This window comes from Veillonella atypica KON (assembly GCF_002959915.1).
Classification (GTDB): Bacteria; Bacillota; Negativicutes; order Veillonellales; family Veillonellaceae; genus Veillonella; species Veillonella atypica.
Genome location: NZ_PPDE01000010.1, coordinates 54,360 through 79,726 on the forward strand (window position 1 = coordinate 54,360; position 25,367 = coordinate 79,726).

The window sequence follows — 25,367 nt, forward strand, 5'->3', positions numbered from 1 at the left end:
GATTAATCATCGTCATCTGTACCTTCGGATAGGTCAAATCGTACCGGAACAGTTACCGGTTGAATGTCATCTGTTGGGTTTTGATATGGTAATGCACGATTTACCGCAGCCATAGCCTCTTCTCTCAACAATGGATCATCGCCAGATTCCACATATTGTTCAACGGCATTACCATTTGTATCAATACGTACAAATACGTAAATTGTTTCATGAACTTCTTTATGTTGACGAATGTATTGTTGAGGAATCACCTTCTGATTATTTACAGCATTATAAAAGCCTTGTTTATCAAAAGCGACATGAGCTCGACCATGACCATCACCAGAGCCCTTGTCCGTACCAGAGCCTTCGCCTTCACCCTGTCCATCACCAACGCCCGTTCCTGTACCAGTACCATGGCCGCCACCTTCGCCGCCACCAGATCCTGGACCATTACCGGCACCACCGCTTTCACCAGATACATTTGATGTATTTTCACTACCCTTACTTGGGACATCTACCGCATCAGGAATATCCGTCGCTGTAGATGGTTCTACATTCGCTACTACAGCCTTTGTTCTTGCCGCCACTTCATCTGCAGACAATGGTTTTGGGAATAGAGATGACCTATCACCGCCGCCACCACCAGCGTGACCACTACCGCCATCATCGAGCACACTTTGGGTGAGATCGACTTCATAGATTTCTTGCTCTTGAATAGCAGGAACGACTACGAAAAAGATAACGGCAATAAATAGAATGATTAGATGAACTACGGCGGATATTATGGCTGCTTTTTTCCATGATATGCCTAATCCCATAGTTATCCTTTCTGTTCTGCTGCAATAGCTAAGCGTTTAACACCAGCTTGTTTAAGCATGTCCATAATTGCTACTACTTGTCCATGAGCAGAGCGTTTATCCGCTTGCAATATAACGCTAGCATTCGGATTTTGTGCAATTCGTTCTTTTACCATCGCTTCTGCTGCATCAATGCTCATTGGGACATTATCAATCGTTATATGACCTTCTGCATCTAATGTAAGCACCACCGGTAATTGAGCTGGTGCAGATGCGGTTGTAGCCTGTGGCAACTGTACAGACAAAGCCTTTTGGGCAATTGTTTGTAAGCTATTCATCATGAAGAACACCAATAAGAAGAATATGATATCAATCATAGGGATAATCATGAATTCAGGCTTGGATTTCATACGAAAACTTTGTAAATTCATAGTTATTTCCACCCTTCTCGTTTTGCGGTAATGATGTTAACACACATGTTTTCAATTTGGTTAATAATAGAGTCCAAACGATGGCTAAAGAATGTATACACAATAAAGGCCATAATGGCTACACATAGGCCAGTCGCCGTTGCGATAAGGGCTTCCCCTACACCACCAGTAATGGCAGATGCACCAGCACCGGCATCGAGAATACTAAAGGAACCAATCATACCTGTTACGGTGCCAAGTAGACCCAACAATGGGGAAATTGTAACGGTTGCACTTAAGTAATCCATATATTTTCTAAAACCTACTGCATCGACACCCATTTGATCAGAGAATGCTGTTTTCATGCCTTCTTCAGTAGCACCATTTTTCAAACCAGCTTCAGCAATACGGCTAGCGATGGATGGGTTTTCTTTGATTACCTTTTCAATTTCATCCCATTTTTGTAATTTTGCATACTCATTAACCGCATGAGTTACTATATAGGTTTTCCCTGCATATTTACGATAGTAGAAAGTGCGTTCTACGGCGATAGCAATGACCATAAGAGACAAGAATAATAATGGATACATTACATACCCGCCACTATGAAACAAGTGAATGACATAATTTAGATTTTCCATACTAATAAACCTTTCTGTCTGTTTACAGACTGTACATTAGAACCGGTAGGTTCCTTGAATTCTTGCATAATCGCCTAACTTAAAGCCTTCATTACCATATAAAGTATCTCGTTTATTTGTGCCCTTAGCATCGAATGTATAGAATGCTTCAAGGAGTAAATTCTTGCGCGGTACATACCCAGCGCCGAATGTAAAGCTGCGAATACCATCGAGGTAACGATCCGGTACAGCACCTGTACCATTACCGCCGAGGAATGAGCCATGAGCGAAGTATTTATAATCTATGAACGCATTCCATGATTTAGGAATATCGATATCAGCACGACCAATATCGAGGCGAGCCATCCAGAAATGAGGTGTACCGCCCATTTGGTGACCTTTTACAGTAAAGTCTGCGGTTCCACGTTCATGGTCATATACAGTATTACCATTCATGTAGCGGCCAAATTTCGATCTATTTTGACCATAATCTACAGTAAGTACTGCACTTTCACCGATTTGATATTTAGCACCAATGCCAAATACATTAGCTATATTGGAGAAGCTTTGTTCATCATTACCATTGCCATTAGCATTTAAGAATGTACGTTTACTACCATTAAAGGAGCGTAAGTACCATGCTTGTAAGCCAAGACGATCTCCAATTTGTTTCTTCACTTGAACAAACGCTGCCGTTTCGATAGGTGGAATTGTATCTTTTTCAAGAACTACACCTTCTGTTTGAATAATATTACCGATAATTTTACCAATTGCTTCACGTGGTAATTTATTTTCAGACTCTGCATCGTGTACAACTTTTTCAAGATTATATAAATAGTTGTACATTGCTGGTGTCATGCCCCAACCATAATCGGAGCTACCTTCACCCCAATCATTATAGGACATTGTAAAGTTCTTATTATAAAGGGCATCTTTAGCATCATAATCGCTAAATACATATTCTCCACTATCGTATTTATACGTTTTTACACCTAAATAGCCAGTAAATTCATAGTCGCTAGATGGTTGTCCATAATAATCATAGGATTGTTTAAACGTACCATCTGGTTGTTTAACCCAAACAGTATCTAACTCGCTATTATTATAGTTAGACCAGTTATCTGCGGCATTATATTTTGCGATTTCCGAAATAGATTGATTAATATCTGCAGCATGTTGATCAATATAAGCTTTTGGATTTATTAAAGCATCTTTATTATCAGTAGAAACAATGAGCCCCTTAGCCTTTTCTTTTAGGTATTCAGGGTATAAAGAGGAATTCACATTATACATGATTTCTCCAGTTTTATAGAGTTTCTCACCTGTATTCTTATTAGTGATTTCATACATTGTATAGCCACCAGATGGAATAGCTAAGGAGAATTTCTTATCAGCCATTTCAGATGGATATGCTTTAGTGAGAATATCTTGTAAATGTGCCATAACTTGTGCTTGCTTTTGTTGAGTTTCTGCTAATTTATTATTAACCTTTTCAATCTCTTGATCCCGATTTGGATTACTCCAGCTGAGGTTTAATGATTCTTTATACGCTTCATACTCATCCTGTAAATCCTTAAGCTGTTGATAGAAGTAAATTGTATCTACTTTACCTTTATAGGTAGATTCATAAATACCTGAAGGGCTATCTGGTGCTGGTGCATCATCACTGGATTTGCTTTCACCATCAGACCCTGTTTTTGTAGCATTATTGATATCATATGGATATTCATCGCGGTTAATACCAATTAACTCTGCTGCTGTTGGCGGTCTAGTAATCACCTCATGTACCACATGAGTATACGCAGAATCACTAATACCAGTGCTATGTTTAAAGCTACCAACACCAACGCGAACTTGGGTATCATTACCAGTCCATACGCCGCGAACCCCATCATAGGATTGACCAAACCAATAGCCACTAGCACCCATAGGTTCGTTTAAACGACCTACAGAAACATCCCATTTCTTAACATGTCTAGTAAGATCAACAGTATCAAGACGTTGATGATTGAAACCTTTCGACTCAGATTTAGTCCAACTTGTATCAACACCGCTCATACCTGTCATGCTACCGATAACGGATAGATTTGTGAATGGGTTAAGACGAGCATCAAGACCAAGGCGAATCCGTTGTTCAAAGCTATGTCGATTAGAATCATACATATTCGCCTTAGCAGAACCGATGGCTGAATTAGAACGGAATGGAGATTGCGGACGATTGGTGCCGTCGTGAGACATCCAGCGCGCACGATAATCGCCGATAAACTCAATGCCACGTTCCTTGGTTGTATCAAAATCAGGACGAATAAAGTCAGTTAATTTAACAACTTCGGATATATTTTGTACGCCCGCTTCACTACCGGATGCGCCATTAGTTACGCTGCCATTTGCGACTTTATTACTATCTTTTCCGATTGGCGTAGTCTTAGCATCACCACCGCCAAATTTGAGGTTAACGCCGATACGATATACACGTTCTTGCGTTGCTCGGTCATCATCACGATGATTAAAGATATTGTTAATACCAAAGTACATCATGGCATTCTTGTTGAATCGTTTTTGAACCATTAAGTTCCAAATGCCAAATGTTTTCTTTTGATAAACTTGCTTTTTGTACACACCTGCATCACCGGATAAAATATCTGGCCAGTAATTACCACCATTGTTCAATGTGTTACTATCCAGCATATTGATATAGTAATCACCCCAAATGGAGCCATTCCAACCAGTTTTTGGATTGTCATAGGTTACACCAATATCTACCTTGTGCACTGGTTTATCCAATAATTGCCGAGGCATCGTTGGATCGCTCTTATTAATAGCATGCAAATAGGTATATCCTAATTTACCAGACCAATATTTACCAAATTTTTGTTGTACTTCCGCTTGAAGGCCTGTGATTTCAGCCATACCGATATTCTTAAAGCTATAAATCATATCCGGAGCGCGTTGGTATTTTGCGTCACCTTTCAAATATGGTGCAAAATCTTGGAATTCACCAGTGAAATAAACCGACATATAGTTTTTGATGCGGTTATGGAATACACCAACACGAGCATAGGTGTTTTTATTTTCCCCTTCTAAGCTCATATCAATGTTGAGCGATTTTTCAGGTTTTAAATTTGGATTACCCGCCCAATACCAACCGAGTTTTGCAACACCAATACCTACCGGATTAGATGCATACATTTCCCAGTTATACCACAATTCGCCCATACCAGGTTCAGTATAACCGGTGCCGACATTAGCCTTAAATCGACGATGAGGATTGCCTTTCACATTATAGGTCATCCCCATGGACGCGGATAAATTAGAACCAAACAAACTGCTATTATCTAGTCGGATAATAGGAACAAATGTAAGGTTTTTATTCACTTGCCAAGTATCGGAGATATAAGCATTCATCTTACGAATTGTACCTTGACCAGTCGTCAAGCGTTGGTCGCGATTGCGATACTCTTCTAAGAAGGCCTTGCCATTTAGTTTAGGCGCTTTTTTACGCATTTCAGGATTACTAGACTCGCCATATTTAAAGTAGTCCCCTACGATATTTGAACGAGTATTAGCCATATCCGGATTTTCTGCTTCTAATCGAGATTTTAATGCATTATAACGATTTCTAAAGTCATCGGATATAGGTTGATTATTAGGCGATGTGCTCGACCAAGAGCTAATAGCCCCTTCAGACAAACCATAATTTACATAATCATCGTATGTAATCCCCGGTTTCTGAGCATCTGTTTCAGCACCATAATATTCATAATCCATATCCCATTGCGGCATACCGCTACTAGAGTTTATAAATTTATAGTCATGAATATGGGAATAAACCTTAACACTGTTATCCCCTTTTTTACGCACAAGACGATCTAGCTTATCGACAAGTAAGCTCTTATCATACGCCCAAGGGTCGATATACATGGTACTCGTATTAGGGGAACTCTTTAGACGGCTGCCAGATCCTTCTTCACGAGCATAGCTAACACCATAACTAAGACGATGCTTATTATTAAGCTGCGTATTCGCATTGAGTCGAACATCTAATTGACGATGGTCGATATTATCGATATACCGTAACTCATTAGAGCCTTCATAAGAGGATCGTCCCGTATAATTGATAAGCGCTACGTCGTCTTCTTTAATGCGGGAGTAGTTTGTTTCTACGGTCCAATCGCTTTTACCGGCTCTAGCATTCCATGAAAGGTTAATCGTATTACGGCCTGCAGTCCGTTTGAAATGTTGTTGTGGCTCTAAATCGGAATCAGAATGTTTAATATCCCGTACAAGGTCTTCCGTATATCGATTTAAACGCATTTCAAATTTATTGTTCTTATTCGCTTCATACGTTGCTACCAGACCAATATCAGATGCATCACCATAGTAGCGCAGTACATTGGGTTTAAAGTTATGCTTCGCATAGTCAAAGCCCATCCCCGATGCACGGCGTTTAACCGATGCAAGGACAGGCATTAAATCGCGTTTACTACCAGATAAGCCAACCTTTAATTTACCCATCTGCCCCGAATCAGCTCGGATATAAAAGTTTTGGAATGGGAATAAATCGCCATCACTCTTACGACGCATTCCTTCGGCATTTACCTGTAATGTTGGTTTCTTAAGAGCCTTCTTCGTGATGATGTTAACAACACCACCCACCGCATCGGAACCATATTTAGCACTCGCTGCACCTTGAATAACCTCGATACGTTCTACGTTTTCAGCCCCTAGCCGTTGCACTTCGTCCGCGGCACCAGAATACTTATCAAAATCCCCCAATACTGGCTGACCATCTACAAGAATCAATGTATGACGAGCCTCTGCACCGCGAATGGATACACCGACACGTCCCATGGCATCAACGGTTCTAGATACACCCGTTTGGGTAAATATAATATCTTCGACGGACTTCGCCTGCTTCTTCTCAATCTCTTTTTTGGTAATGATTTGCACTTGCTGTGGATTTAATTTTGCTTCTTCCTCTGCCCATGTGCCTTGTACATGAACTACATCTGTCGTAACAGCTGCATTATCCGCTAAAACGACGAGGGGTGCATTTAGCCATAATGCAACCGCACTAGATAGGACTAAATAGCGCTTTGTACGGCTCCACCGATTCATTGTTTCCTCCTCTTATAATCTCACTCAACTATATGCATCATTAAAATTAGTAATAAAAAATACACTTTACTAACAACAATGACATTGAAAATCATTTACATTTAATATGTTAGCAAAGTGTATTATGTATATCTACTCCGAAAAGACCAAAATTATACGATTTTGATACTTTTATTAGATACAGTTAAACAATATGTAATTATACTCTACGATAATCACTCGGTGTCATACCGACAAAGTCCTTAAAGGTACTTGTAAATTTACTACCGTTTTCATAACCTACGGCATTGGCAATTTGTAAGATGGATTCATCCGTTTCATGTAGTAAACGTTTTGCTTCATTAAGACGGCACTCTTTGATGAATTGATGAATTGTCACACCATATACGCCCTTAAAGCAACGTTTTAAGGTTGATGCAGGAACATCAAAATCACGGGATAGATCATCAATGGTTATACGTTTGACGAAATTCTTAGACAAATATTTACCTACTGCTTTTACAATGTCTACCTGTTGCTTTCGGTAGCTACCTCGTTTTTCATGGGATTCTGTAGAGATTACAGACAATAATAAAAATATTTCTACAATCTTTAGTTTAAAATAATGAGCTCTAATGGGATCTGGCACATTATATAAACTGGAAAAAATTTGGCGAACCGACTCTGTTTCCTCCATCATCATACCAAAGTCTGTATTTTCACAAAATCGATTGGCTATGGCAGTCAAATCAATTGGTGTATCAGCTACCAAGGTATCTAATACATGCTGTGCTCGTACTACATCTACTAATAGAACAATTCCCTTAAACGATTTTGTAGGGAAGTAATTTTCATGTTGATAATCGGCCCGGATATGCCATCCTAACGACATATCTCCTGGTCCCATATACAAGTATTCTCCAGATGCAAACTTGCATTCAATACGTCCCTCTTCACAATGATTAATTGCGAAGGTCTTTGTATGAGATTTGGCGAAAAATTGAATCGTTTCACGCTTTACATCAAGGAATAGCAAATCAATACCGTCAAATACGGTATGTCTAGCCATGCATACTCCCGATTGTAATTCCATATGAGCATGTGGATTCATAGTATCACCATATATATAAATATTATAAACAATACATTAATAGTAAGCATTTTGAGATTAATTGTCAAATTCAATTTTGTAATAATTCATGTGATTTTTATTAAAATACAAGTAATATATTCATTTACTCTATATAATGGAATCCTCTAATACGAAAAAAGTCCCTCGTATTAAAGTATTCTCTAATACGAGGGATCTAGTATATAGCTAGCTATTTTTTTGTTTTAACTACAAATAATAATGCTATAACATGAGCAATCCATACGACTGCCATGATGATAAGGGCTATAGGAATATTCCTAGAAAAATAAGCACCTATTAGCATAATTGTAGTTACAGAAGCTAAAATGGACAACTTTGCCCGCAACGTCAATGCTTTATCACGTTCATACGCACCAACTGTCTTTTTATATAATTGGGACTCCAAAAACATTCTATGAAAGCGTTCAGATCCACGAGCTAAACAAAATAAAGTAAGCACATAAAAAGGAACTGTTGGCAATATTGGTAATACGATACCTGCTGTACCAAGGCAAAAGCTTATAGCGCCAATGGTCAAGAATATATATCGAATTATTATATTACTATGTTGCTCAGTTGTTTTCATTACTCCTCTTCTACGTAATTAATAACTTTCCCTTTTGTTTTAATGAAGTTAGGAATAATAAGAACAAGGGCTGCAATAACAACAACGCCATAAATACCAGCCATGCCAATCCATTCGAAGGCATTACCTAATACGAGGCCCATTACAGCAAAGTCTGCATCACCAAATGTTGTGTTTTGGAAACCTAATTGGCCAAGAACTGGCAATGCTAGTGCTGGCAAGAATGTGATAGCCAAACCATTAAGGAATGCGCCTACAGCTGCACCACGGCGACCACCGGTAGCATTACCATAGATACCTGCTGTTGCACCGCAGAAGAAGTGAGGTACAAGGCCAGGAATGATGAGTACGCCACCTACAGCACCTAGAATAAGCATACCGATGATACCGCCGATAAAGGAGCTAATAAAGCCTAATACAACGGCTGTTGGCGCATAGGTAAAGAATACGGCACAGTCTACCGCTGGAATTGCATTAGGAATGATTTTTGTAGCGATACCTTGGAATGCTGGAATCAAATCACCCAAGATCATACGAACGCCAGAATATACGATAGCTACGCCTACGGCAAAGTTCATAGCGCTCATAACAGCAAATAAGTATGGACTCATAGAGCCGGATAGAGTTGCTACGAATTCAGAGCCCGCGGCAATAGCGGCAATCAAATAAAATACGATCATAGTCAAGGCAGTAGATAATGTGGAGTCACGTAAGAAGCCCCATTTTTCAGGAATTTCAATATCTTCTGTGCTTTCCTCTGCCTTACCTACGTATTTTGCTACCCATGCAGATAGATAGTAACCTAAACTACCAAAGTGGCCCAATGCGATTTCATCGCCATCGGTAACTTTAGAAGTATAGCTTTGACCGATAGCTGGAGAAATAGCGGACCAAGCGCCCATTAAGAAGCCACCTACAAGAATCAATTCAATACCGGATAAACCTGCAGTACCAAGCACGGCAGACATTAAGCAAGCCATAAATAAACTGTGGTGACCTGTAAGGAATACATACTTAAATTTGGTGAAACGAGCAATTAATAAGTTCATCAATAATCCTACAACGAGGATAGACATTGTTTCAACACCAAGCACCTTTTGTGCTACCGCGACGATAGCTTCATTATTTGGTACAACACCGGTAATATGGAATCCGTGTTCAATCATTTTTCCAAGTGGATCAAGATTGCTAACGATAACACCAGCACCAGCAGCAAGCATTAAATAACCGAGAATTGGCTTTAACGTACCAGTCATAATCTTATGAAATGGTCGTTTCAAAGCGATTAAACCAACGCAGGACATAATACCAATCAACAACGCTGGCTGACTCAATACATCTCGTAAGAATTCTAATATCATTTCCATAGAATTATCTCCCTCTATGAATTACTTAGCGATTTGTTGTAATCGTTCCAAAATATCTTCTTTAATTTTCTTTTTATTAATATAACTACGTACAATAGCTACATCCTTGTCTTCAAATTGTTCTGCTAATTCCTTTACAGTAACAATTAAATCGGCCTTGCGACCTTGAGCCGCATTAAAATCGATTGATTCTACTTGCGCTTCGATATTATTTTCAGCACAAATTTCTTCAATTTTCATTTTTAGCATCAAACTAGAACCGATGCCATTACCACATACAGTTAAAATGGAAATCATTGTTTACCTCCAAAATTACGCTTCATCAAGATGTTCCGATAAAAAAGCTTGTACATCTTCAATACTTTCAAAATTTACCGCTGCATCAAGAAATTCTTCATCTTCAAAGAGCGTCGCAATATCTGTAAGCAATTGAATGTGTTCTTCCTTATTCGGTGCACATAAAAATACCGCTACTGATACAGGATCATTTTCTGGGCTACCAAAATCGATAGGCTTTTCTAACGTTACCAGAGCCGTACCTACTTGCTTAGCCCCCATCTCTGGACGCGCATGAGGCATAGCAAGACCCGGTGCCAATACGATGTACGGCCCCATGTCACGAACTACATCAATCATAGCCTCTGTGTATGTAGGTTCTGTAAAGCCAGCATCGACCATGAGCTGACCACCGTGACGAATTACATCTTCCCATGTCTCAGCAGGATAATGAAACGATACATTATCCTCTGATAATAAATCTTGTAACAAGCTAACACCTCCTATACTCACAACTTGTATACTCATATTATAACTAGGTATAGTTAAAATTCCTATACCTTATGTATTTATTTACAAAAAAAGTTAGACCCCAAAAGGGTCTAACTTTCGATTATTCACATGGCATGTATAAGAGTTGCTATTATTGGAAGAGTACAAAAAAGATATTTTATATACATATACCATGTCAATATTTAGTTATTCAAGTACTCTAAGTGTTGCTTATTAGATGCATCTGTACGCGTTCTAATAGCCTCTACTAATGGTTTCAGGATTTGATATTCCTCGTCTGTCAAACGGAACGAGCGACATTCGCGTTTGTACATACGAGGTCTACGACCAGAACCTTCTCTCTGTCCGCCCCATGTCATTAACATATACCTCTCTCTAAGGACCATTATATTATTGTCTCTCACAATAATTAGTATATGCTATTTTATGCGGTTTTTCAAGATTTTTATTCAAATTTATAAACAATTAATTATTTGCTTCTGCAGCCGCTTTTGCAGCTTCTGCTGCTTTTTTCAAATTAGGTACAGACGTTGGACATGTAGCAGGTGTACATGCACCATTAGGACCTAAATCTTCAGAGCGGTTTACAAATGTAGTATGCAACATATGATGTGCTTTGTGGCTCATAGGTTTGCCATCAAAGAATTCAGCATATAATTTTTGGATATCTGGATTATCACAAGCCGCTTTCACTTGTACCTCTGCATCACGAGTATACAAGGACGCAATACGAGCTTCACGAGCCTTATCAGCCATTGGTAATTTAACGCGTGGTTGACCACCACCACCGATACAGCCGCCGCGGCAAGCCATAACTTCGATGAAATCGTAATGGATGTTTTCTGCGCGCATGCGTTCAATGAATTTACGCAAGTTGCCAGTACCATGAACAGCCGCTACATGTAATGTTTTATCACCAATCACAACATCTGCTTCACGAGCACCGTCCATACCACGAATTGCTTCGAATGGGATCAATGTTTGAGGTGCATCTTCACCAGTTGCTAGTTTGTAAGCCGCACGCATAGCCGCTTCCATAACGCCACCAGTATTACCGAAGATGATACCACCACCAGATGCTTCACCCATCAATGGATCAAATGCAGAATCTTCTAATTCATCAAAGTTGATTTCTTCTGCACGTAACCATTTTGCAAGTTCACGTGTAGTAATACAGTAGTCTGTATCGCGCATTTCTGGTACATCCCAGTATTCAGCAGAGGAATTCATTTCGTCACGACGAATTTCGAATTTCTTAGCTGTACAAGGTGTTACTGCAACAGCAACGATTTGTTTTGCGTCAAGGCCCATTTTTTCAGCAAAATATGTTTTTTGTGTAGGCGCTTGCATTGCAATTGGACTCTTAGCAGTAGACAAGTTTGGCAAGAATTCTGGGTAGAATGTTTCAGCAAACTTAACCCAAGCAGGGCAGCAAGATGTGAATTGAGGCAATACGGAATCACTATTGATAACGCGTTCCAACAACTCAGATGCTTCCTCCATGATAGTCATGTCAGCACCAAAGTTTGTATCTAAAATATAGTCGCCACCCAATTTACGAAGAGCAGCTACCATTTTACCTTCTACGAATGTACCTGCATCAAGGCCAAACTCTTCACCTAAGCCAACACGTACAGCAGGTGCAGTTTGGAAAACGACAATTTTATTAGGGTCAGCAATAGCTGCTTTTACTTCATCAATTTCAGAACGTTCATTGATGGAATCGAATGGACAAATAGATGCACATTGACCGCAATGAATACAAATTGGATGATCCCCATTAGTTGTTAAATCATAATAATCAAATACGCCCATGTCTACAGCACAAGCTTTACGACATAAGGAGCAGTTTTTACATTTGGATAAATCTTGTACTAATGCAATATTGCCGTCTTCAATTGGTACACGACGATCTAAAAATTGGTACTTACTCATGTTTCCTCCTACTTAGGTAACGTTGTTATCGTTAATCGATGAAATTATACTACAAAATGTGATTTTTATCAATGATTCTGAAAGTAATTCCTATGCATATCAGGTATTAAAAAATCGCATAAAACAAAGATTTATAGACGTTCTTCTAATTCCATCCATCGTTCAGTCAATGTATCGATTTGAGATTGTGTCTCTTCTCGTTCAGCCATGAGGGTTTGCATTTTTTCATAGTCTGTACCGGCTTGGCCAATCATGACATCCAACCCTTTAACAAGATGTTCTAGTTTTGGCAGTTCCTCCATAATCGATGCATATTCTGCCTCTTCAGCCTTATTGAGGCCTTTCTTTACAGGACTTTCTGTATGACTAGATTCAGTACTAGAGGATGCACCAATTGTATCCATAGAATCAGATTCTGCCTCAGTTCTATGAGTACTAGTACTCTGTTGTTCAGGTACATAGAATGGTGAATTGTTACTTTCACCAATGTCAGCCTTATAATCAGAATAAGATCCGTGAACAATATCGATACGACCATTGCCCGTAAATACAAATAATTTATCTACCACGCGGTCTAGGAAATAACGATCATGGCACACGGTTATGATAACGCCACTGAAGGAATCAAGAAAATCCTCTAATACCTCTAGTGTAGGGATATCTAAGTCATTAGTCGGTTCATCCAAGAGAAGTACATTAGGCGCACTCATAAGCAATTTTAAAAGGTACAATCTACGACGCTCACCACCAGATAATTTACGAATAGGCACACCATGTAATTCAGGGGTGAATAAAAAGCGTTCTAAAATTTGACCTGCACTTAACGTTGTGCCATCACCTAGCGACATATAGGAATGTTCCTCTTTTATATAATCAAGGACACGCATATTTTCATCAAATTCAGGCAATTCCTGTTTAAAGTGTGCAATGCGAACAGTCTCGCCTTTGCCAATAGTTCCTGATACTGGCTCATAGGTGCCATCGATGATTTTCATAAATGTCGATTTACCAACCCCATTGGGACCTACGATACCAATGCGGTCATGACGCACCACGTGATATGTAAAATCATCAACCATAGGGCGTCCATCAAAATCAAAGGATAAATGTTCAATGTCAAAAATAGTCTTGCCCAATCGAGTCTTTAAGGCAATCGGATCCATTTGATCAGGACGTCTAGTTTTCTCCATATTTTTAAGCGTTTCATACCGTTGCAAACGGGCCTTTTGTTTGGTACTACGGGCTTGAGCACCACGGCGTACCCATTCGATTTCCCGCTTTAAAAATTGACGGCGTTTCTCCTCGGTTGCAGCTTGGCGTGCCTCACGATTGGCTTTCAATTCAATAAATTTTTCATAATTCCCTTCGTACTCATACATGTGACGATTGGATAATTCCAAAATACCATTACATACGGAGTCTAAAAAATATCGGTCATGAGTACTGATTAAAAGACCACCTTGACGATTGCTTAAATATGTTTCGAGCCACTCGATACTATCTTCATCCAAATGATTAGTAGGTTCATCTAAGAGGAGTAAATCACAAGGGTATAATAATGCTTGTCCTAACGCCAATCGACGTTTTTGACCACCCGATAATAAGCTAACTGACATATTGACATCGTGAAAGCCCAATTTACTCAAAATGATACGCGCCTCTTGCTCTACTTGCCATCCATCTTGGGTATCCATTTCTTCTAAGCACTGCATATAATGACGCTCAATACGTTCATCAGATACGTCCTGTTCTTGTATATAATGGTAATCGCGACTGGCCTTGTCAAATCGTTTTACCATTTGTAATCGCGGATGGTCACCATCTAAAATGGCTTCCAATAAGGTATTACCTTCATCAAAACTTGGCGTTTGTGCTAAATAATGGATGGTAGCCTTGCCATTGCGCTCAATAGTACCCTTATCACACTCCATCTGGCCTGTTAAAATCTTTAAAAAGGTTGATTTACCAGTTCCATTGATTCCCACAAGTCCCAATCGTTTTTGATTTGTAAATGTTATGGACACATCGGTAAATAACAATCGTGTGCCATACGATTTCTCTATATTCTGCAAACAAATTACATTCATACCCGTACTCCTCTATTATCATTATGTTATTTATTATACTACAGATTTTCATTGACAGTCATACACCGCATCAGTAGAATACAGATAGATAACTAGACAGTAATCCAACATGATAAGTACATACTATTAGGAGGTTCTCATGGCAACAGATGCAATATTAGATTTTTATGATGCTCTAGATTTTGAAATTATCGACTTTGATGGTTATGATACACTTTTTGTTGAACTACTAGACGATGGTACTTATGCAACTGTATCCGACGACGATGGTCATATGCCAGATACACTCGATACCCCAATCGTATTCAATGTATATGACGATACCGATTCATTCCAATGGAGTGTAAGCCTTAATGATTCTCATCAATTACAAGCACTACTGGAAGAACATACTTCAACAGAAGATTTCTTAAACGCATTACAAATGATACGTACAGAAAACATTAAAAACTATCAATAATTTCGCACGCGAATAATAAAAAGGTCATCCCCAAACTAATGGTTACCTAATCCATACATATGGTAGGTAAATTAGTTTCGGGGATGACCTTTTTATTTATAGTATTTCTAACTCGCACTTAGTAGAAAGTGCATCTGTTTTTGTATCTAGAATATGAATGAGTTCGTTTACGATATTAGCAGCACCATCTACATGCCAAGCACGTGCTTGTTCAGACATTTGTTGTAACCGTGGCGGATTGATTAACAATGCAGCCACTACGTCCTCTAAATTATGTATATCTCTAGCCCAACGCGCACAACCTCGCTCTTCTAATAGCTCCGCATTAGCCTCTTCTTGACCGGGAATAGCATTAAAGAAAACCATAGGAAGCCCAATGGTAACAGCCTCCATACAGGTCAATGCACCAGGCTTTGTAACGAGCATAGTCGCTGAGTGCATTAACTCAGAAATATTAGATGTATAACCGTATACAGTGGTTTTCGTTTTCATCCGTACACTAAGATTTACTAGAGACTCATAGAGCGATGTATTCTGTCCCGCTACGACAGTAATCTCATCAATACCATTGACCGCATCTAAATGTTGAAGTGCAATCTCTAATGAACCTAAGCCTAATCCTCCCCCCATAACGAGAACCTTAACAGGGGATTTCATTTCATAGTGATCGATGGCATCCTTAAAGAATGATCTACGCACCGGAATGCCGGACACATGGATTTTATTCTGCTCAATACCGACGGCCGTCATTTCTCCTACCATGTCCTCTGTAGCGACAAAATAGGTATCTACTTGAGGGTAAATCCAGAATTGGTGACTACTGAAATCCGTTAGAATGGCCACTAACGGGACATCAATGTGGCCTTGGCGTTTCAAAATACAGGCGGCCCCACACGGAAATGGATGCGTGAATACAATCACATCAGGCTTCTCTTGTTGAATGAGCTTCAACATACGACTTTTAAGAATATAGGACAAAACGGTTTGTAAAATAGTCCCTTTTTTCTCCCCCTTTGATACACGATAAATCATATCGTATAACATAGGAAATACGTCAATCATCTTAATGTATGTACCCTTGATAAGATGTTCTACTGACAAGGTTTCCGTATCAAGAAAATCCACATGGCTAATCTCTGCCTGTGGTTCTTTTAATTTCCAATATTCTTCTATCGCCCTTGCGGCCTGCATATGTCCTGTCCCAATAGAGGCAGATACAATGAGGACCTTCCGTGATTGTTCTGTAGTCATAATCTATCCTTTCCTTGTGATTATACCACATAAACAAGAAAAAATAACATAGACGAAAAAAGAGACCCTATCGGGTCTCTTTTACATCTTATTCAGATTATTTTTTGCGTTTTTTTGCAGGAGCTGCGTTAACTTGTTCTTTCAAACCTTTACCAGCTTTGAATGCAGGAGATTTGGAAGCTTTGATAGTGATAGTTTTACCGTTTTGTGGGTTGCGGCCTTCACGAGCAGCGCGTTCACGAACTTCGAAAGTACCGAAGCCGATAACTTGAACTTTACCACCAGCAGCTAATTCTTCAGCAACTGTGTCGAATACAGCTTTTACCGCTTTTTCAGCGTCTTTTTTAGTCAATTCAGTTTTTTGTGCAACACTTGCGATTAATTCTGTTTTATTCATGACAGAACCTCCTTAAAAATACAATACCCGAGATTACTAACATACCTCTAGGTTACTTTTCCTGCACTTTAGCCTCCTCCCAAAAAGCATCCAGCTCAGCTAATGAAAAGTCTTCCCATGAGCGATCGCTTTGGTTAACACAAGCTTCTACATGTGAAAAACGCTGTCGGAACTTAGTGTTTGTGCGATTCAGTGCATTTTCACCGCTTATTTTATACCATCTAAATAGATTAATCAAGGAAAAAAGCACATCTCCTGCCTCTTTTTCCATATTTTCTCTATCTTTTAAGTCTACAGCCTCCTTAAATTCACCGATTTCTTCACTCACTTTTGCCCAAATTGGCTCCAGCTCATCCCAGTCAAAACCTACCTTTCCGGCCTTATCTTGTAGCTTTTGAGCAGCTACCAATGCAGGTAAACCCTTGGATACTCCATCTAATACACTTTTTCGTATATTTCCCTTTTCTTGTGCTTTTAATTCATCCCAAGTGTATATTTTTCCCTTATTATCAGGATTTTCTTCTGGAAATACATTAGGATGACGATGAATCATCTTCTCAGTTACGTCATTTATTACATCTTGTAATGTAAAAGCCCCGTTTTCTTCAGCAATGCTACTATGAAACACGATTTGTAGTAATACATCACCTAGCTCTTCACGCAGATTATCCATGTCTTTATTATCAATGGCATCCATTACTTCGTAGGTTTCTTCAATAAAATAACGGCGCAATGATTCATGAGTTTGCACCTTATCCCAAGGACATCCATTAGGAGAGCGTAATTTTTGTACCACCTCTACAAGAGGTTGTATATCAATATTGGTCTTCATAGATTCGATTCTCCTCTACTTGGCGTTTACGCAATCGTTTACCGATAACAGGCATATGATACATATCATCCATTACGATGGCCTTAGTAATCCAAAGAGATAGTATATATACAATAAGTGCAACAAGGATAGAAATAGCTACAGCAACACCATTACCAACCATATCGACAAGAAACATAAAGCTAACTTGTGTAGCACCACCCATAGCCATAGCGGAAATGATGATTTTCAATAGGTTCATACATTGGATAACACTACCTACATACCGTTTTACGAATACTAGATTAATTAAGGCCGCGATGGCGAAGTTTAAGTTCGTAGCCCATGCAGCACCATTAATACCGAGTTCAATGGATCCTGTCAATTGATAGTCTAAGATAGCTTTCACCATAAGCCCTATAAAAATAGACAGCATAGGAATAATGGTGCGCCCTAATCCTTGTAATATACCAGCCGTAATCTGTTGCCATCCTAAAAAGATAATACTAAGACTAATCACGGCAATAACGGGACCTGCATTGGGCGTTGCATATATTAACTGAGAAATAGGCGTTGCCAATACGCACAAACCTATACAAGCCGGTATAGCAAATAAATTGGCAATCTTCATCGCTGTACTAGCACGCTCGATTATACGACCCTTATTCCCCGTTGCATGCGCTTCGGATACAGCCGGTACGAGGCTCGCTGCGAGAGCCGTCGTTAAAATAATAGGTAATCCAATTAATGACGTGGCCATCCCTGTCAAATATCCAAACTGTGTAGTCGCCTCATGTAAATAGTAGCCAATATCCATCAATCGTTTTGGAACGATAAAAGTATCAATTAAAGATACCATAGGCAACATAATATTGGCCATGGAAACGGGAATGGCTAGGGCAAATAAACGTTTAATAACAGCACTGGTACGTTCTATAGGGGCCTCTTCATTTTGCTCACTTAGCATCTGCTGACGCAAACTACGTTGAGACCTATAAAAATACACAAGTACGATTAAACCCGCTAATACGCCCGGAAATGTGGCAAAGGTAGCGCCACCTGCAGCCAGATGTAATCCGGAGTCGATAAAATAGTACGCAAGTCCCACCATGGACCCTACGCGAAATATTTGTTCAAAAACCTGACTTGTCCCGGTAGGAACCATATATTGGAAACCTTGGAAATAGCCTCTAAAACAGCTTAAAATAGTGACAACAATAATAGCCGGCGATAATAATTGAATCGGTATTAAAGCCCTTGAATCCGTTATAATATTCCATTTGATAAGCCATTCTGCACTAGCATAAAGTCCCACACTAAATATAATACCTACTAGTGTAAGCACCCGTAAGGATACATTAAAAACTTGTTGTACCCCACGCATATCCCTATTCGCCAATTTTTCAGCAATCATAATGGAGATTGCCACAGGAATCCCTGCAGCCGAAATACTAACTATAATCTGGTATATCGGATAGGCCATCATATAGAGACCTATCCCCTCGCCTCCAAGAATACGAGCGACGAGTACCTTACTGAAAGCACCAATAATTTTAACGATAACACCAGCTATGGTTAAAATCATGGCTCCCTTTAAAAATCGGTTCATAGGCCCCCCTTAGATTTCTTTGACAACTCCTTCATCACCGCTTCTGTAATCGTTAAAATAGATCCCTTTAATCCATTCAAACTGATGTATAATGACGCAGGTTTTGTGTCCATGAACTTCATTTTCTTCCATAAATCTTCGCGAACAGCACCCATATCCCAATCGGCCATTTTTGAATCATCTTGCCAATGGATGATGAGCTGACCATCGCGACGAACGATGCTCTTAATTCCCAACAAACGAGCCTGTTCCTTAATTTGAGCGACTCGTAGTAAACGATCTACCGGATCCGTTGGTGTACCAAAACGGTCGATAAGTTCATCCGTCAAATCATCAAGCTGCGCTTTATTCTTGATTTGTAACATCCGTTGATATACGGAAATCTTGCGCGCACTATCCTTGATATAGGCATCATCTATGAAAGCATCGATTTCAAGGTCAATGGCAGGATCTGGTACTACCTCTTTGACGACCTCTTTATTTTGTGCTTTCGCAATGGCTTCCTCTAACATAGATACATACATGCCAAAGCCGACCGATGCGATATTACCATGTTGTTGTGAACCTAATAGATTACCAGCCCCTCGAATTTCCAAATCGCGCATAGCCAGTTTAAATCCCGCCCCTAATTCTGTGAATTCTTCGATGGCTTTCAAACGTTTTTCTGCCGCTTCTGAAAGCATCTTATCAGGTCGATACATGAAATATGCATAAGCGCGTCGTCTAGACCGACCTACACGGCCACGCATTTGATAGAGTTGAGATAAGCCTAAACGATCCGCATCGTATATGATAATCGTATTGGCATTTGGTATATCAAGGCCTGTTTCAATGATGCTTGTACTGAGCAATACATCATAATGACCTTCATAGAAATCGGTCATAATTTCTTCGATTTGACGGCCTGTCATCTGTCCATGTGCAATAGCATAACGCAAATCTGGCAACGCCTGTTCTAATAGTTCACCCATATGATTAATCGATGCTACCCGATTATACACGAAGTAAACCTGTCCCCCTCGAGCAAGTTCTCGTTTAATTGCATCAGCTATGAGATTCATATCGTATTCTACTACATAGGTCTGTACTGGTAGTCGATCCTCTGGAGGTGTACTAATGACCGACATTTCACGAACACCTACAAGAGACATATGAAGTGTCCGTGGAATAGGTGTCGCACTTAAGGTAAGGACGTCAATATTACTAGCCCATTCCTTCCATTTTTCCTTTTGTGCTACGCCAAAACGTTGTTCTTCATCTACGACAAGGAATCCTAAATCTTTGAATTTTACCTTTTTATTTAACAAGGAATGCGTGCCGATTAAGATATCGATAGAACCATTTTCGACGCCCTTTAGCACCTCTTTCTTCTCCGCTGTAGAACGGAATCGATTGAGTACATCTACCTTTACACCAAATGGATTAAATCGATTTAAAAACGTTTGGTAATGTTGCTGAGCTAATACAGTAGTTGGTACCAATACGGCCACTTGCTTACCGCTCACAACGGCCTTAAAGATGGCACGCATAGCGACCTCTGTTTTACCAAAGCCCACATCCCCCGCTAACAAGCGATCCATCGGTGTTGGTCGTTCCATGGATTCTTTAATTTCTCGCGTAGCTTGTAATTGGTCCTCTGTTTCCTCATAAGGAAAGGCATCTTCAAATTCTTGTTGCCACGGTTGATCCGGCAAGAACGCAAATCCTTCTGTAATTTCCCGTTTCGCATACAGTTCAACTAGCTTATCCGCCAAATCATCAATGGATTTCTGTGCCTTTGTAACCGCTTTACGCCAATCGCTACCACCCATCTTATGAATGCGAGGTACATCGCCTTCATTGCCGATATACTTTTGCAATTGATCTAAATTACTAGCAGGCAAATACAGTCTATCTGTTCCGGCATACGCAATTTCAATGTAGTCTCGATGGATACCTTCTGTTTCAATCGTTTTTAAGCCCACATATTTACCGATACCATGCATGCTGTGAACAACGTAATCGCCGACCGATAAATCCGTAAAATAATTAATTTCTTGGCCTTTTTTAGGCTTATTGCGAAGTTTGCGTTTTTGCTGCCCGTAAATATTGCCTTCTACAACGACGACTAAATGGCTATGCGGTAATTCAAAGCCATCAGTTAATAAGCCTTGCATAACGTGAACCGTATTAGGCTCAAAATCCCAGCTTTCACAAAGCTTATACGGAATGGCATCACCATGCAAAGTCTTTTCTATGCCTTCACGGCGCTGCAAATTATTAATCACAAGCACAACTTGATTGCCCAGCTTTTGCCACTGCTTGATTTCATCCATCAACAATGGAATTTGACGCTCAAAGCTCGTCATCGTTTTACCTTGAATGCCAATCGGATAAAATCCAGCTAGCCCTATAGAACGCTGTTGCATGAATGTGAAAGCCACCTCAATCTTAGCATCTACAGAGCGTTGTAATTCAGACCATTCACAATGTTGCTTGCGATGTGTTGTATCTTCTTTTAAGAATTTCTTCAACGCTTCTTGAATGCGCACCGGTTCATCATAAATGATAAGTCCATCCTTTGCATAAGATAGCAATGTACTATCTGCGTCATCACTAGTTAAGAAGAATGGTGTTACCGTATAGGCATCTACCGTTTCAATAGACCGTTGTGTATCTACGGAGAAATGGCGCATCGTGTCGATTTCATCGCCAAAGAATTCCATACGTATTGGATCATCACTATTCACAGGGAAGATATCAAAAATATCTCCGCGCACAGAAAAATGACCACGTTGTTCTACCTGGTCTACGCGTTCATATCCAATTTTAACTAATTTTTCTAACAGCTCATCTCGCTCTATAGATTGAGAAACCTCAAGATGTACACTTTGAGATATAACATATTGAGGACTCACTACATATTGCGTGGCCTCTTCTATTGTAGCGATGACTACAACAGGACGATTCCAGGCCAACATACTAAGCGCTCGCATTTGAGCCCCTTGTCCTTCAAGGCTACGAGCTACGGTAGTAAATTCTACACGTTCTGTAATGGGAAATGGCAATACCTGCACATTAGGCCAGAAAAACGCCAAATCCCGTTCCCACAATTCTTTATGTTCTTTATCGTGCACCACGATAATAATAGATTGTACTTGTTCCTCTGGAATAGCACGGCTTAAGAGGAATGACTTTTGTGATCCACTTAAACCATATATAACTGACTTTCCCTTTTGGCGAAACGCCTTTAGCCCATCTGTCATAGATGGGTTTTGTGAAAGCAGTGTGTCAATTGAAGTATCCATACTGCACCATATATAATGATTATCTATATAATATCTTAAACATATCTATTACAAGTACAATAGTACTGATAATTTATTATAGCATATTTACGAATATGCAAAAAAAAAAGCCTGTTTCCTTGAACAGATGTAAATGGGCAAAAAAAAAGCACCTACAGGTGCAAATATAGTTGGTGCGGGAGAAGGGACTTGAACCCCCACGCCGTAAGGCGCCAGATCCTAAGTCTGGTGCGTCTGCCAATTCCGCCACTCCCGCGTACCGACTGAAACTATAATACCACTTATTATATATGTCGTCAATCATTTTTTGTAATTTTTATGAGACTTCATCATATATATAGAATTAACAATTTCAAGATGTCTATGTATCTATCAACTCTAAAGTTCCAAGAATCAAAAAAAGAGATGGTCCAAACACCTAACCTAGGTGCTAGGACCATCTCTCTTTTTAGGATGATGATGAATAAATGCATGCCCTACATTTACCAATAAATATATTAACAGACATAACAAAAGCCATGCTGATAATACCAAACGGTATATTCACCATGACTACTCTAACGATACAAAGATTATAATTTGTGTACTACAAAACATCATTTACACAAAAAAATCCTTTTTACGGGTACGTAAAAAGGGAGTCTAAAACTTCTCCTCCCTATCACTCGTAGGTCAAATGGTGAATGTTGAATAGGCAGTTCTCCTGACTCGGTGTCAACGCTCATCTAGCCTTCCCAGTTTCCCAGTGACTTAATTAGACTCGCTCAACCATACAGTGGCGGGACCGTGCTGGCCTTTAACCAGCTTCTCTATTATGCTTTTCAGCACCTATTCCCAAATATGATGTTGTCTATGTGTTTATATTATCACCGTATGTTACTTTCGTCAAACCTTTTTTACATTTTCATAAATAAATATTTATAATACACTAATAACAAAAGACTATATTTCAATCTATCTATTATCTCATTATGCTTTCATGTATAATGATAGAGTAATTTACATTATGGAGGTCATTATGTATATCGGAGACATTATAAAAGCATTCCGCGAGGAACACCAACTTTCACAAGAAACATTTGCAGCAAAAGCAGTTTTAACAGTTAGCGAAATCAATACACTAGAACAAAACTTTCAAGACGGGTCTTCTACACCCGTACCAGTTGCGATTCGACAAATAAAAGGCATTGCGCAAGCCATGGAACAACCAATGCCGGTTATCATGAGTCAAATACCATCCGACCAACAAGTTGTGGTCAACGTCGTCGCTGAATCAGATCAGCCTCATGCCAAATAAGGAGCAATCACCATACTATGAAAAAATTAGCTATTCTAACGCTTACATTCCTTGCCTTAACGGGTAGTGCCTACGCAGTTAATATAGGTGACCTAGAGAACGCTAGAGGCTATTCCTATATGTATCGCATGAACGGTCAACAATACTACGCGGATAATCGCGTCATCGTCCGTGCAGGCGAAGGCAATAACTACGAAATCATCGCCAAAACATATAGCCATCAAGGTGCCATGTATTACATGACAGAATATATCAATCATTACTATTTCAACCAAGATGCTGATACCATCTATTGGACACAAGACGAAATCAATCTAATTGATGCTCTTACAGGTCAAATTCTACGTAAAAACATTAAGAAAAACCCTAAGCTAAAAGAATTAAAACCAGATACATATGGTTATATGCAAGCCATCTATTCTAAAAATATGGCGATTGCTGCAGGACAATTAAAAGAAGTATCCAACTAACAAAACGGAGCTGTTAATACAAGCAGCTCCGTTTTGTTAGCATTAAGCCTCCATATATAAGGTCCTACGAATTAGTACAGGCCTGTACTATCTCTGAGTTGGCCTATCTATATGATGTCCTACGAATTAGAACAGGTCTGTTCTATCTCTGAGACGACCTATCCATATAGGGTCCCTACGAATTAGAACAGGCCTGTTCTATCTCTGAGTTGGCCTATCTATATAAGGCCTACAAATTAGTACAGGCCTGTACTATCTCTAAGTTGGCCTATCTATATAAGGCCCCACGAATTAGAACAGGCCTGTTCTATCTCTGAGACGACCTATCCATATAGAGTCCCTACGAATTAGAACAGGCCTGTACTATCTCTAAGATGGTCTAGCTATATGGGGTCCTACAAATTAGAACAGGCCTGTTCTAATTCTAAAAAGCCTACCTAACGAGGCCTTTAAGTTAGTTTAGATCTATAAGCTCTATAAATCATATTCAGACAAATCAGAACCACCCGTAAAACGGGTGGTTTGCTCACGGGCTATAAGCCCGTAGTACTAGGCCAGCGTCTAAAGGCGCTGGCTTTCACTACGTTCAAGCCGCATAGCCATTGACTCGTAACGGTCCCCTTAAAGGGGATATGTATTACTTGCTACCCTTAAAAGGGTCCTCATATTCTTTTACACTAAGTTTATCTTTCATTTGGTCATGTAACTCTTGCTCACGTATATATTTTTTTACGGTAGCTTCATTTAATCCTACCGTACTTACATAATATCCCTCGGACCAAAAGTGTCTATTTCCAAATTTATACTTTAAGTTTGCGTGTTTATCGAACATCATTAGCGCACTTTTACCCTTTAGATATCCCATAAAAGATGAAACTGATATTTTAGGTGGAATTAACACTAGCATATGCACATGATCTGCCATAAGCTCCCCCTCTATAATCTTGACGCCCTTATATTCACATAAACGTCTCAGTATTTCA

General features: G+C 39.6%; 21 protein-coding genes, 1 tRNA gene and 1 riboswitch. Of the genes, 3 read left to right on the plus strand and 19 right to left on the minus strand.

Annotation, left to right across the window (positions count from 1 at the left end; translation table 11 throughout):
* Positions 1 to 2 precede the first annotated feature (2 nt).
* The 12 genes from VAHSUH02_RS08860 to VAHSUH02_RS08910 form a co-directional block, all read right to left on the minus strand.
* On the minus strand, positions 3 to 800 hold the full coding sequence (locus VAHSUH02_RS08860; RefSeq protein ID WP_005382867.1) for an energy transducer TonB: 798 nt from the start codon (positions 798 to 800) through the stop codon (positions 3 to 5).
* A gap of 2 nt (positions 801 to 802) precedes the next feature.
* Entirely contained in the window at positions 803 to 1,210 is a 408-nt protein-coding gene (locus VAHSUH02_RS08865) for an ExbD/TolR family protein (RefSeq protein WP_005381857.1), read from the minus strand.
* A gap of 2 nt (positions 1,211 to 1,212) precedes the next feature.
* Positions 1,213 to 1,830: a MotA/TolQ/ExbB proton channel family protein gene (locus tag VAHSUH02_RS08870; RefSeq protein WP_005382865.1), complete on the minus strand. Its 618-nt coding sequence runs from the start codon at positions 1,828 to 1,830 to the stop codon at positions 1,213 to 1,215.
* 36 nt (positions 1,831 to 1,866) lie between these two features.
* Positions 1,867 to 6,927 carry a TonB-dependent receptor plug domain-containing protein gene (locus VAHSUH02_RS08875; RefSeq protein ID WP_005382864.1) on the minus strand — a complete coding sequence of 1,687 codons (5,061 nt, stop codon included), beginning with the start codon at positions 6,925 to 6,927 and terminating at the stop codon, positions 1,867 to 1,869.
* A 199-nt stretch (positions 6,928 to 7,126) separates the two neighbouring features.
* Complete coding sequence (locus tag VAHSUH02_RS08880) at positions 7,127 to 8,017, minus strand: helix-turn-helix domain-containing protein (RefSeq protein WP_005382863.1); 891 nt, start codon at positions 8,015 to 8,017, stop codon at positions 7,127 to 7,129.
* A 211-nt stretch (positions 8,018 to 8,228) separates the two neighbouring features.
* Positions 8,229 to 8,624, minus strand: a complete 396-nt coding sequence (locus VAHSUH02_RS08885) for a YbaN family protein (protein WP_005382862.1) — start codon at positions 8,622 to 8,624, stop codon at positions 8,229 to 8,231.
* Positions 8,624 to 9,991, minus strand: coding sequence for a PTS ascorbate transporter subunit IIC (locus tag VAHSUH02_RS08890; RefSeq protein WP_005378638.1), 1,368 nt, complete (start codon positions 9,989 to 9,991; stop codon positions 8,624 to 8,626). Before VAHSUH02_RS08890 ends, VAHSUH02_RS08885 begins: the two co-directional genes overlap by 1 nt.
* Positions 9,992 to 10,012: 21 nt before the next feature.
* A complete protein-coding gene (locus tag VAHSUH02_RS08895) occupies positions 10,013 to 10,288 on the minus strand; it encodes a PTS sugar transporter subunit IIB (RefSeq protein WP_005381928.1) in 276 nt (91 codons plus the stop codon).
* Between the two features lie 15 nt (positions 10,289 to 10,303).
* Positions 10,304 to 10,759, minus strand: a complete 456-nt coding sequence (locus VAHSUH02_RS08900; protein ID WP_005381934.1) for a PTS sugar transporter subunit IIA — start codon at positions 10,757 to 10,759, stop codon at positions 10,304 to 10,306.
* A 203-nt stretch (positions 10,760 to 10,962) separates the two neighbouring features.
* The gene (locus tag VAHSUH02_RS09665; protein WP_005382859.1) at positions 10,963 to 11,145 is read right to left on the minus strand and encodes a hypothetical protein; all 183 of its coding nucleotides are present in this window, start codon (positions 11,143 to 11,145) and stop codon (positions 10,963 to 10,965) included.
* Positions 11,146 to 11,245: 100 nt separating this feature from the next.
* A complete protein-coding gene (locus VAHSUH02_RS08905; RefSeq protein ID WP_005382858.1) occupies positions 11,246 to 12,715 on the minus strand; it encodes a [FeFe] hydrogenase, group A in 1,470 nt (489 codons plus the stop codon).
* Between the two features lie 131 nt (positions 12,716 to 12,846).
* The gene (locus VAHSUH02_RS08910) at positions 12,847 to 14,802 is read right to left on the minus strand and encodes an ABC-F family ATP-binding cassette domain-containing protein (protein ID WP_005382857.1); all 1,956 of its coding nucleotides are present in this window, start codon (positions 14,800 to 14,802) and stop codon (positions 12,847 to 12,849) included.
* A 139-nt stretch (positions 14,803 to 14,941) separates the two neighbouring features.
* Between VAHSUH02_RS08910 and VAHSUH02_RS08915 the strand changes: the two genes are divergently transcribed.
* Complete coding sequence (locus tag VAHSUH02_RS08915) at positions 14,942 to 15,262, plus strand: hypothetical protein (protein ID WP_005382856.1); 321 nt, start codon at positions 14,942 to 14,944, stop codon at positions 15,260 to 15,262.
* A 96-nt stretch (positions 15,263 to 15,358) separates the two neighbouring features.
* On the opposite strand, the gene VAHSUH02_RS08920 is transcribed toward VAHSUH02_RS08915, so the two are convergent.
* From VAHSUH02_RS08920 to VAHSUH02_RS08945, 6 genes are all read right to left on the minus strand, one after another.
* Positions 15,359 to 16,513, minus strand: a complete 1,155-nt coding sequence (locus VAHSUH02_RS08920; RefSeq protein WP_005378598.1) for an MGDG synthase family glycosyltransferase — start codon at positions 16,511 to 16,513, stop codon at positions 15,359 to 15,361.
* 97 nt (positions 16,514 to 16,610) lie between these two features.
* Positions 16,611 to 16,910, minus strand: a complete 300-nt coding sequence (locus tag VAHSUH02_RS08925) for an HU family DNA-binding protein (protein WP_005381952.1) — start codon at positions 16,908 to 16,910, stop codon at positions 16,611 to 16,613.
* A gap of 52 nt (positions 16,911 to 16,962) precedes the next feature.
* Positions 16,963 to 17,742, minus strand: coding sequence for a nucleoside triphosphate pyrophosphohydrolase (gene mazG, locus VAHSUH02_RS08930; RefSeq protein WP_005382853.1), 780 nt, complete (start codon positions 17,740 to 17,742; stop codon positions 16,963 to 16,965).
* Positions 17,726 to 19,330, minus strand: coding sequence for a putative polysaccharide biosynthesis protein (locus tag VAHSUH02_RS08935; RefSeq protein WP_005382852.1), 1,605 nt, complete (start codon positions 19,328 to 19,330; stop codon positions 17,726 to 17,728). Before VAHSUH02_RS08935 ends, mazG begins: the two co-directional genes overlap by 17 nt.
* Positions 19,327 to 22,617 carry a transcription-repair coupling factor gene (gene mfd, locus VAHSUH02_RS08940; RefSeq protein WP_005382845.1) on the minus strand — a complete coding sequence of 1,097 codons (3,291 nt, stop codon included), beginning with the start codon at positions 22,615 to 22,617 and terminating at the stop codon, positions 19,327 to 19,329. Before mfd ends, VAHSUH02_RS08935 begins: the two co-directional genes overlap by 4 nt.
* Before the next feature lie 171 nt (positions 22,618 to 22,788).
* Positions 22,789 to 22,873: transfer RNA gene (locus VAHSUH02_RS08945), tRNA-Leu, on the minus strand.
* 420 nt (positions 22,874 to 23,293) lie between these two features.
* Positions 23,294 to 23,464: riboswitch (cobalamin riboswitch) on the minus strand.
* Between the two features lie 171 nt (positions 23,465 to 23,635).
* Here VAHSUH02_RS08945 and VAHSUH02_RS08950 point away from each other — a divergent pair.
* Together VAHSUH02_RS08950 and VAHSUH02_RS08955 are read left to right on the plus strand one after the other, a co-directional pair.
* The gene (locus VAHSUH02_RS08950) at positions 23,636 to 23,914 is read left to right on the plus strand and encodes a helix-turn-helix domain-containing protein (RefSeq protein WP_038148711.1); all 279 of its coding nucleotides are present in this window, start codon (positions 23,636 to 23,638) and stop codon (positions 23,912 to 23,914) included.
* Positions 23,915 to 23,931: 17 nt separating this feature from the next.
* On the plus strand, positions 23,932 to 24,384 hold the full coding sequence (locus VAHSUH02_RS08955; protein WP_005382841.1) for a hypothetical protein: 453 nt from the start codon (positions 23,932 to 23,934) through the stop codon (positions 24,382 to 24,384).
* Positions 24,385 to 25,021: 637 nt separating this feature from the next.
* Here the strand turns inward: VAHSUH02_RS08955 and tnpA are convergent.
* A partial coding sequence (gene tnpA, locus VAHSUH02_RS08960) for an IS200/IS605 family transposase (protein WP_105112046.1) occupies positions 25,022 to 25,367 on the minus strand: 346 nt, incomplete at its 5' end.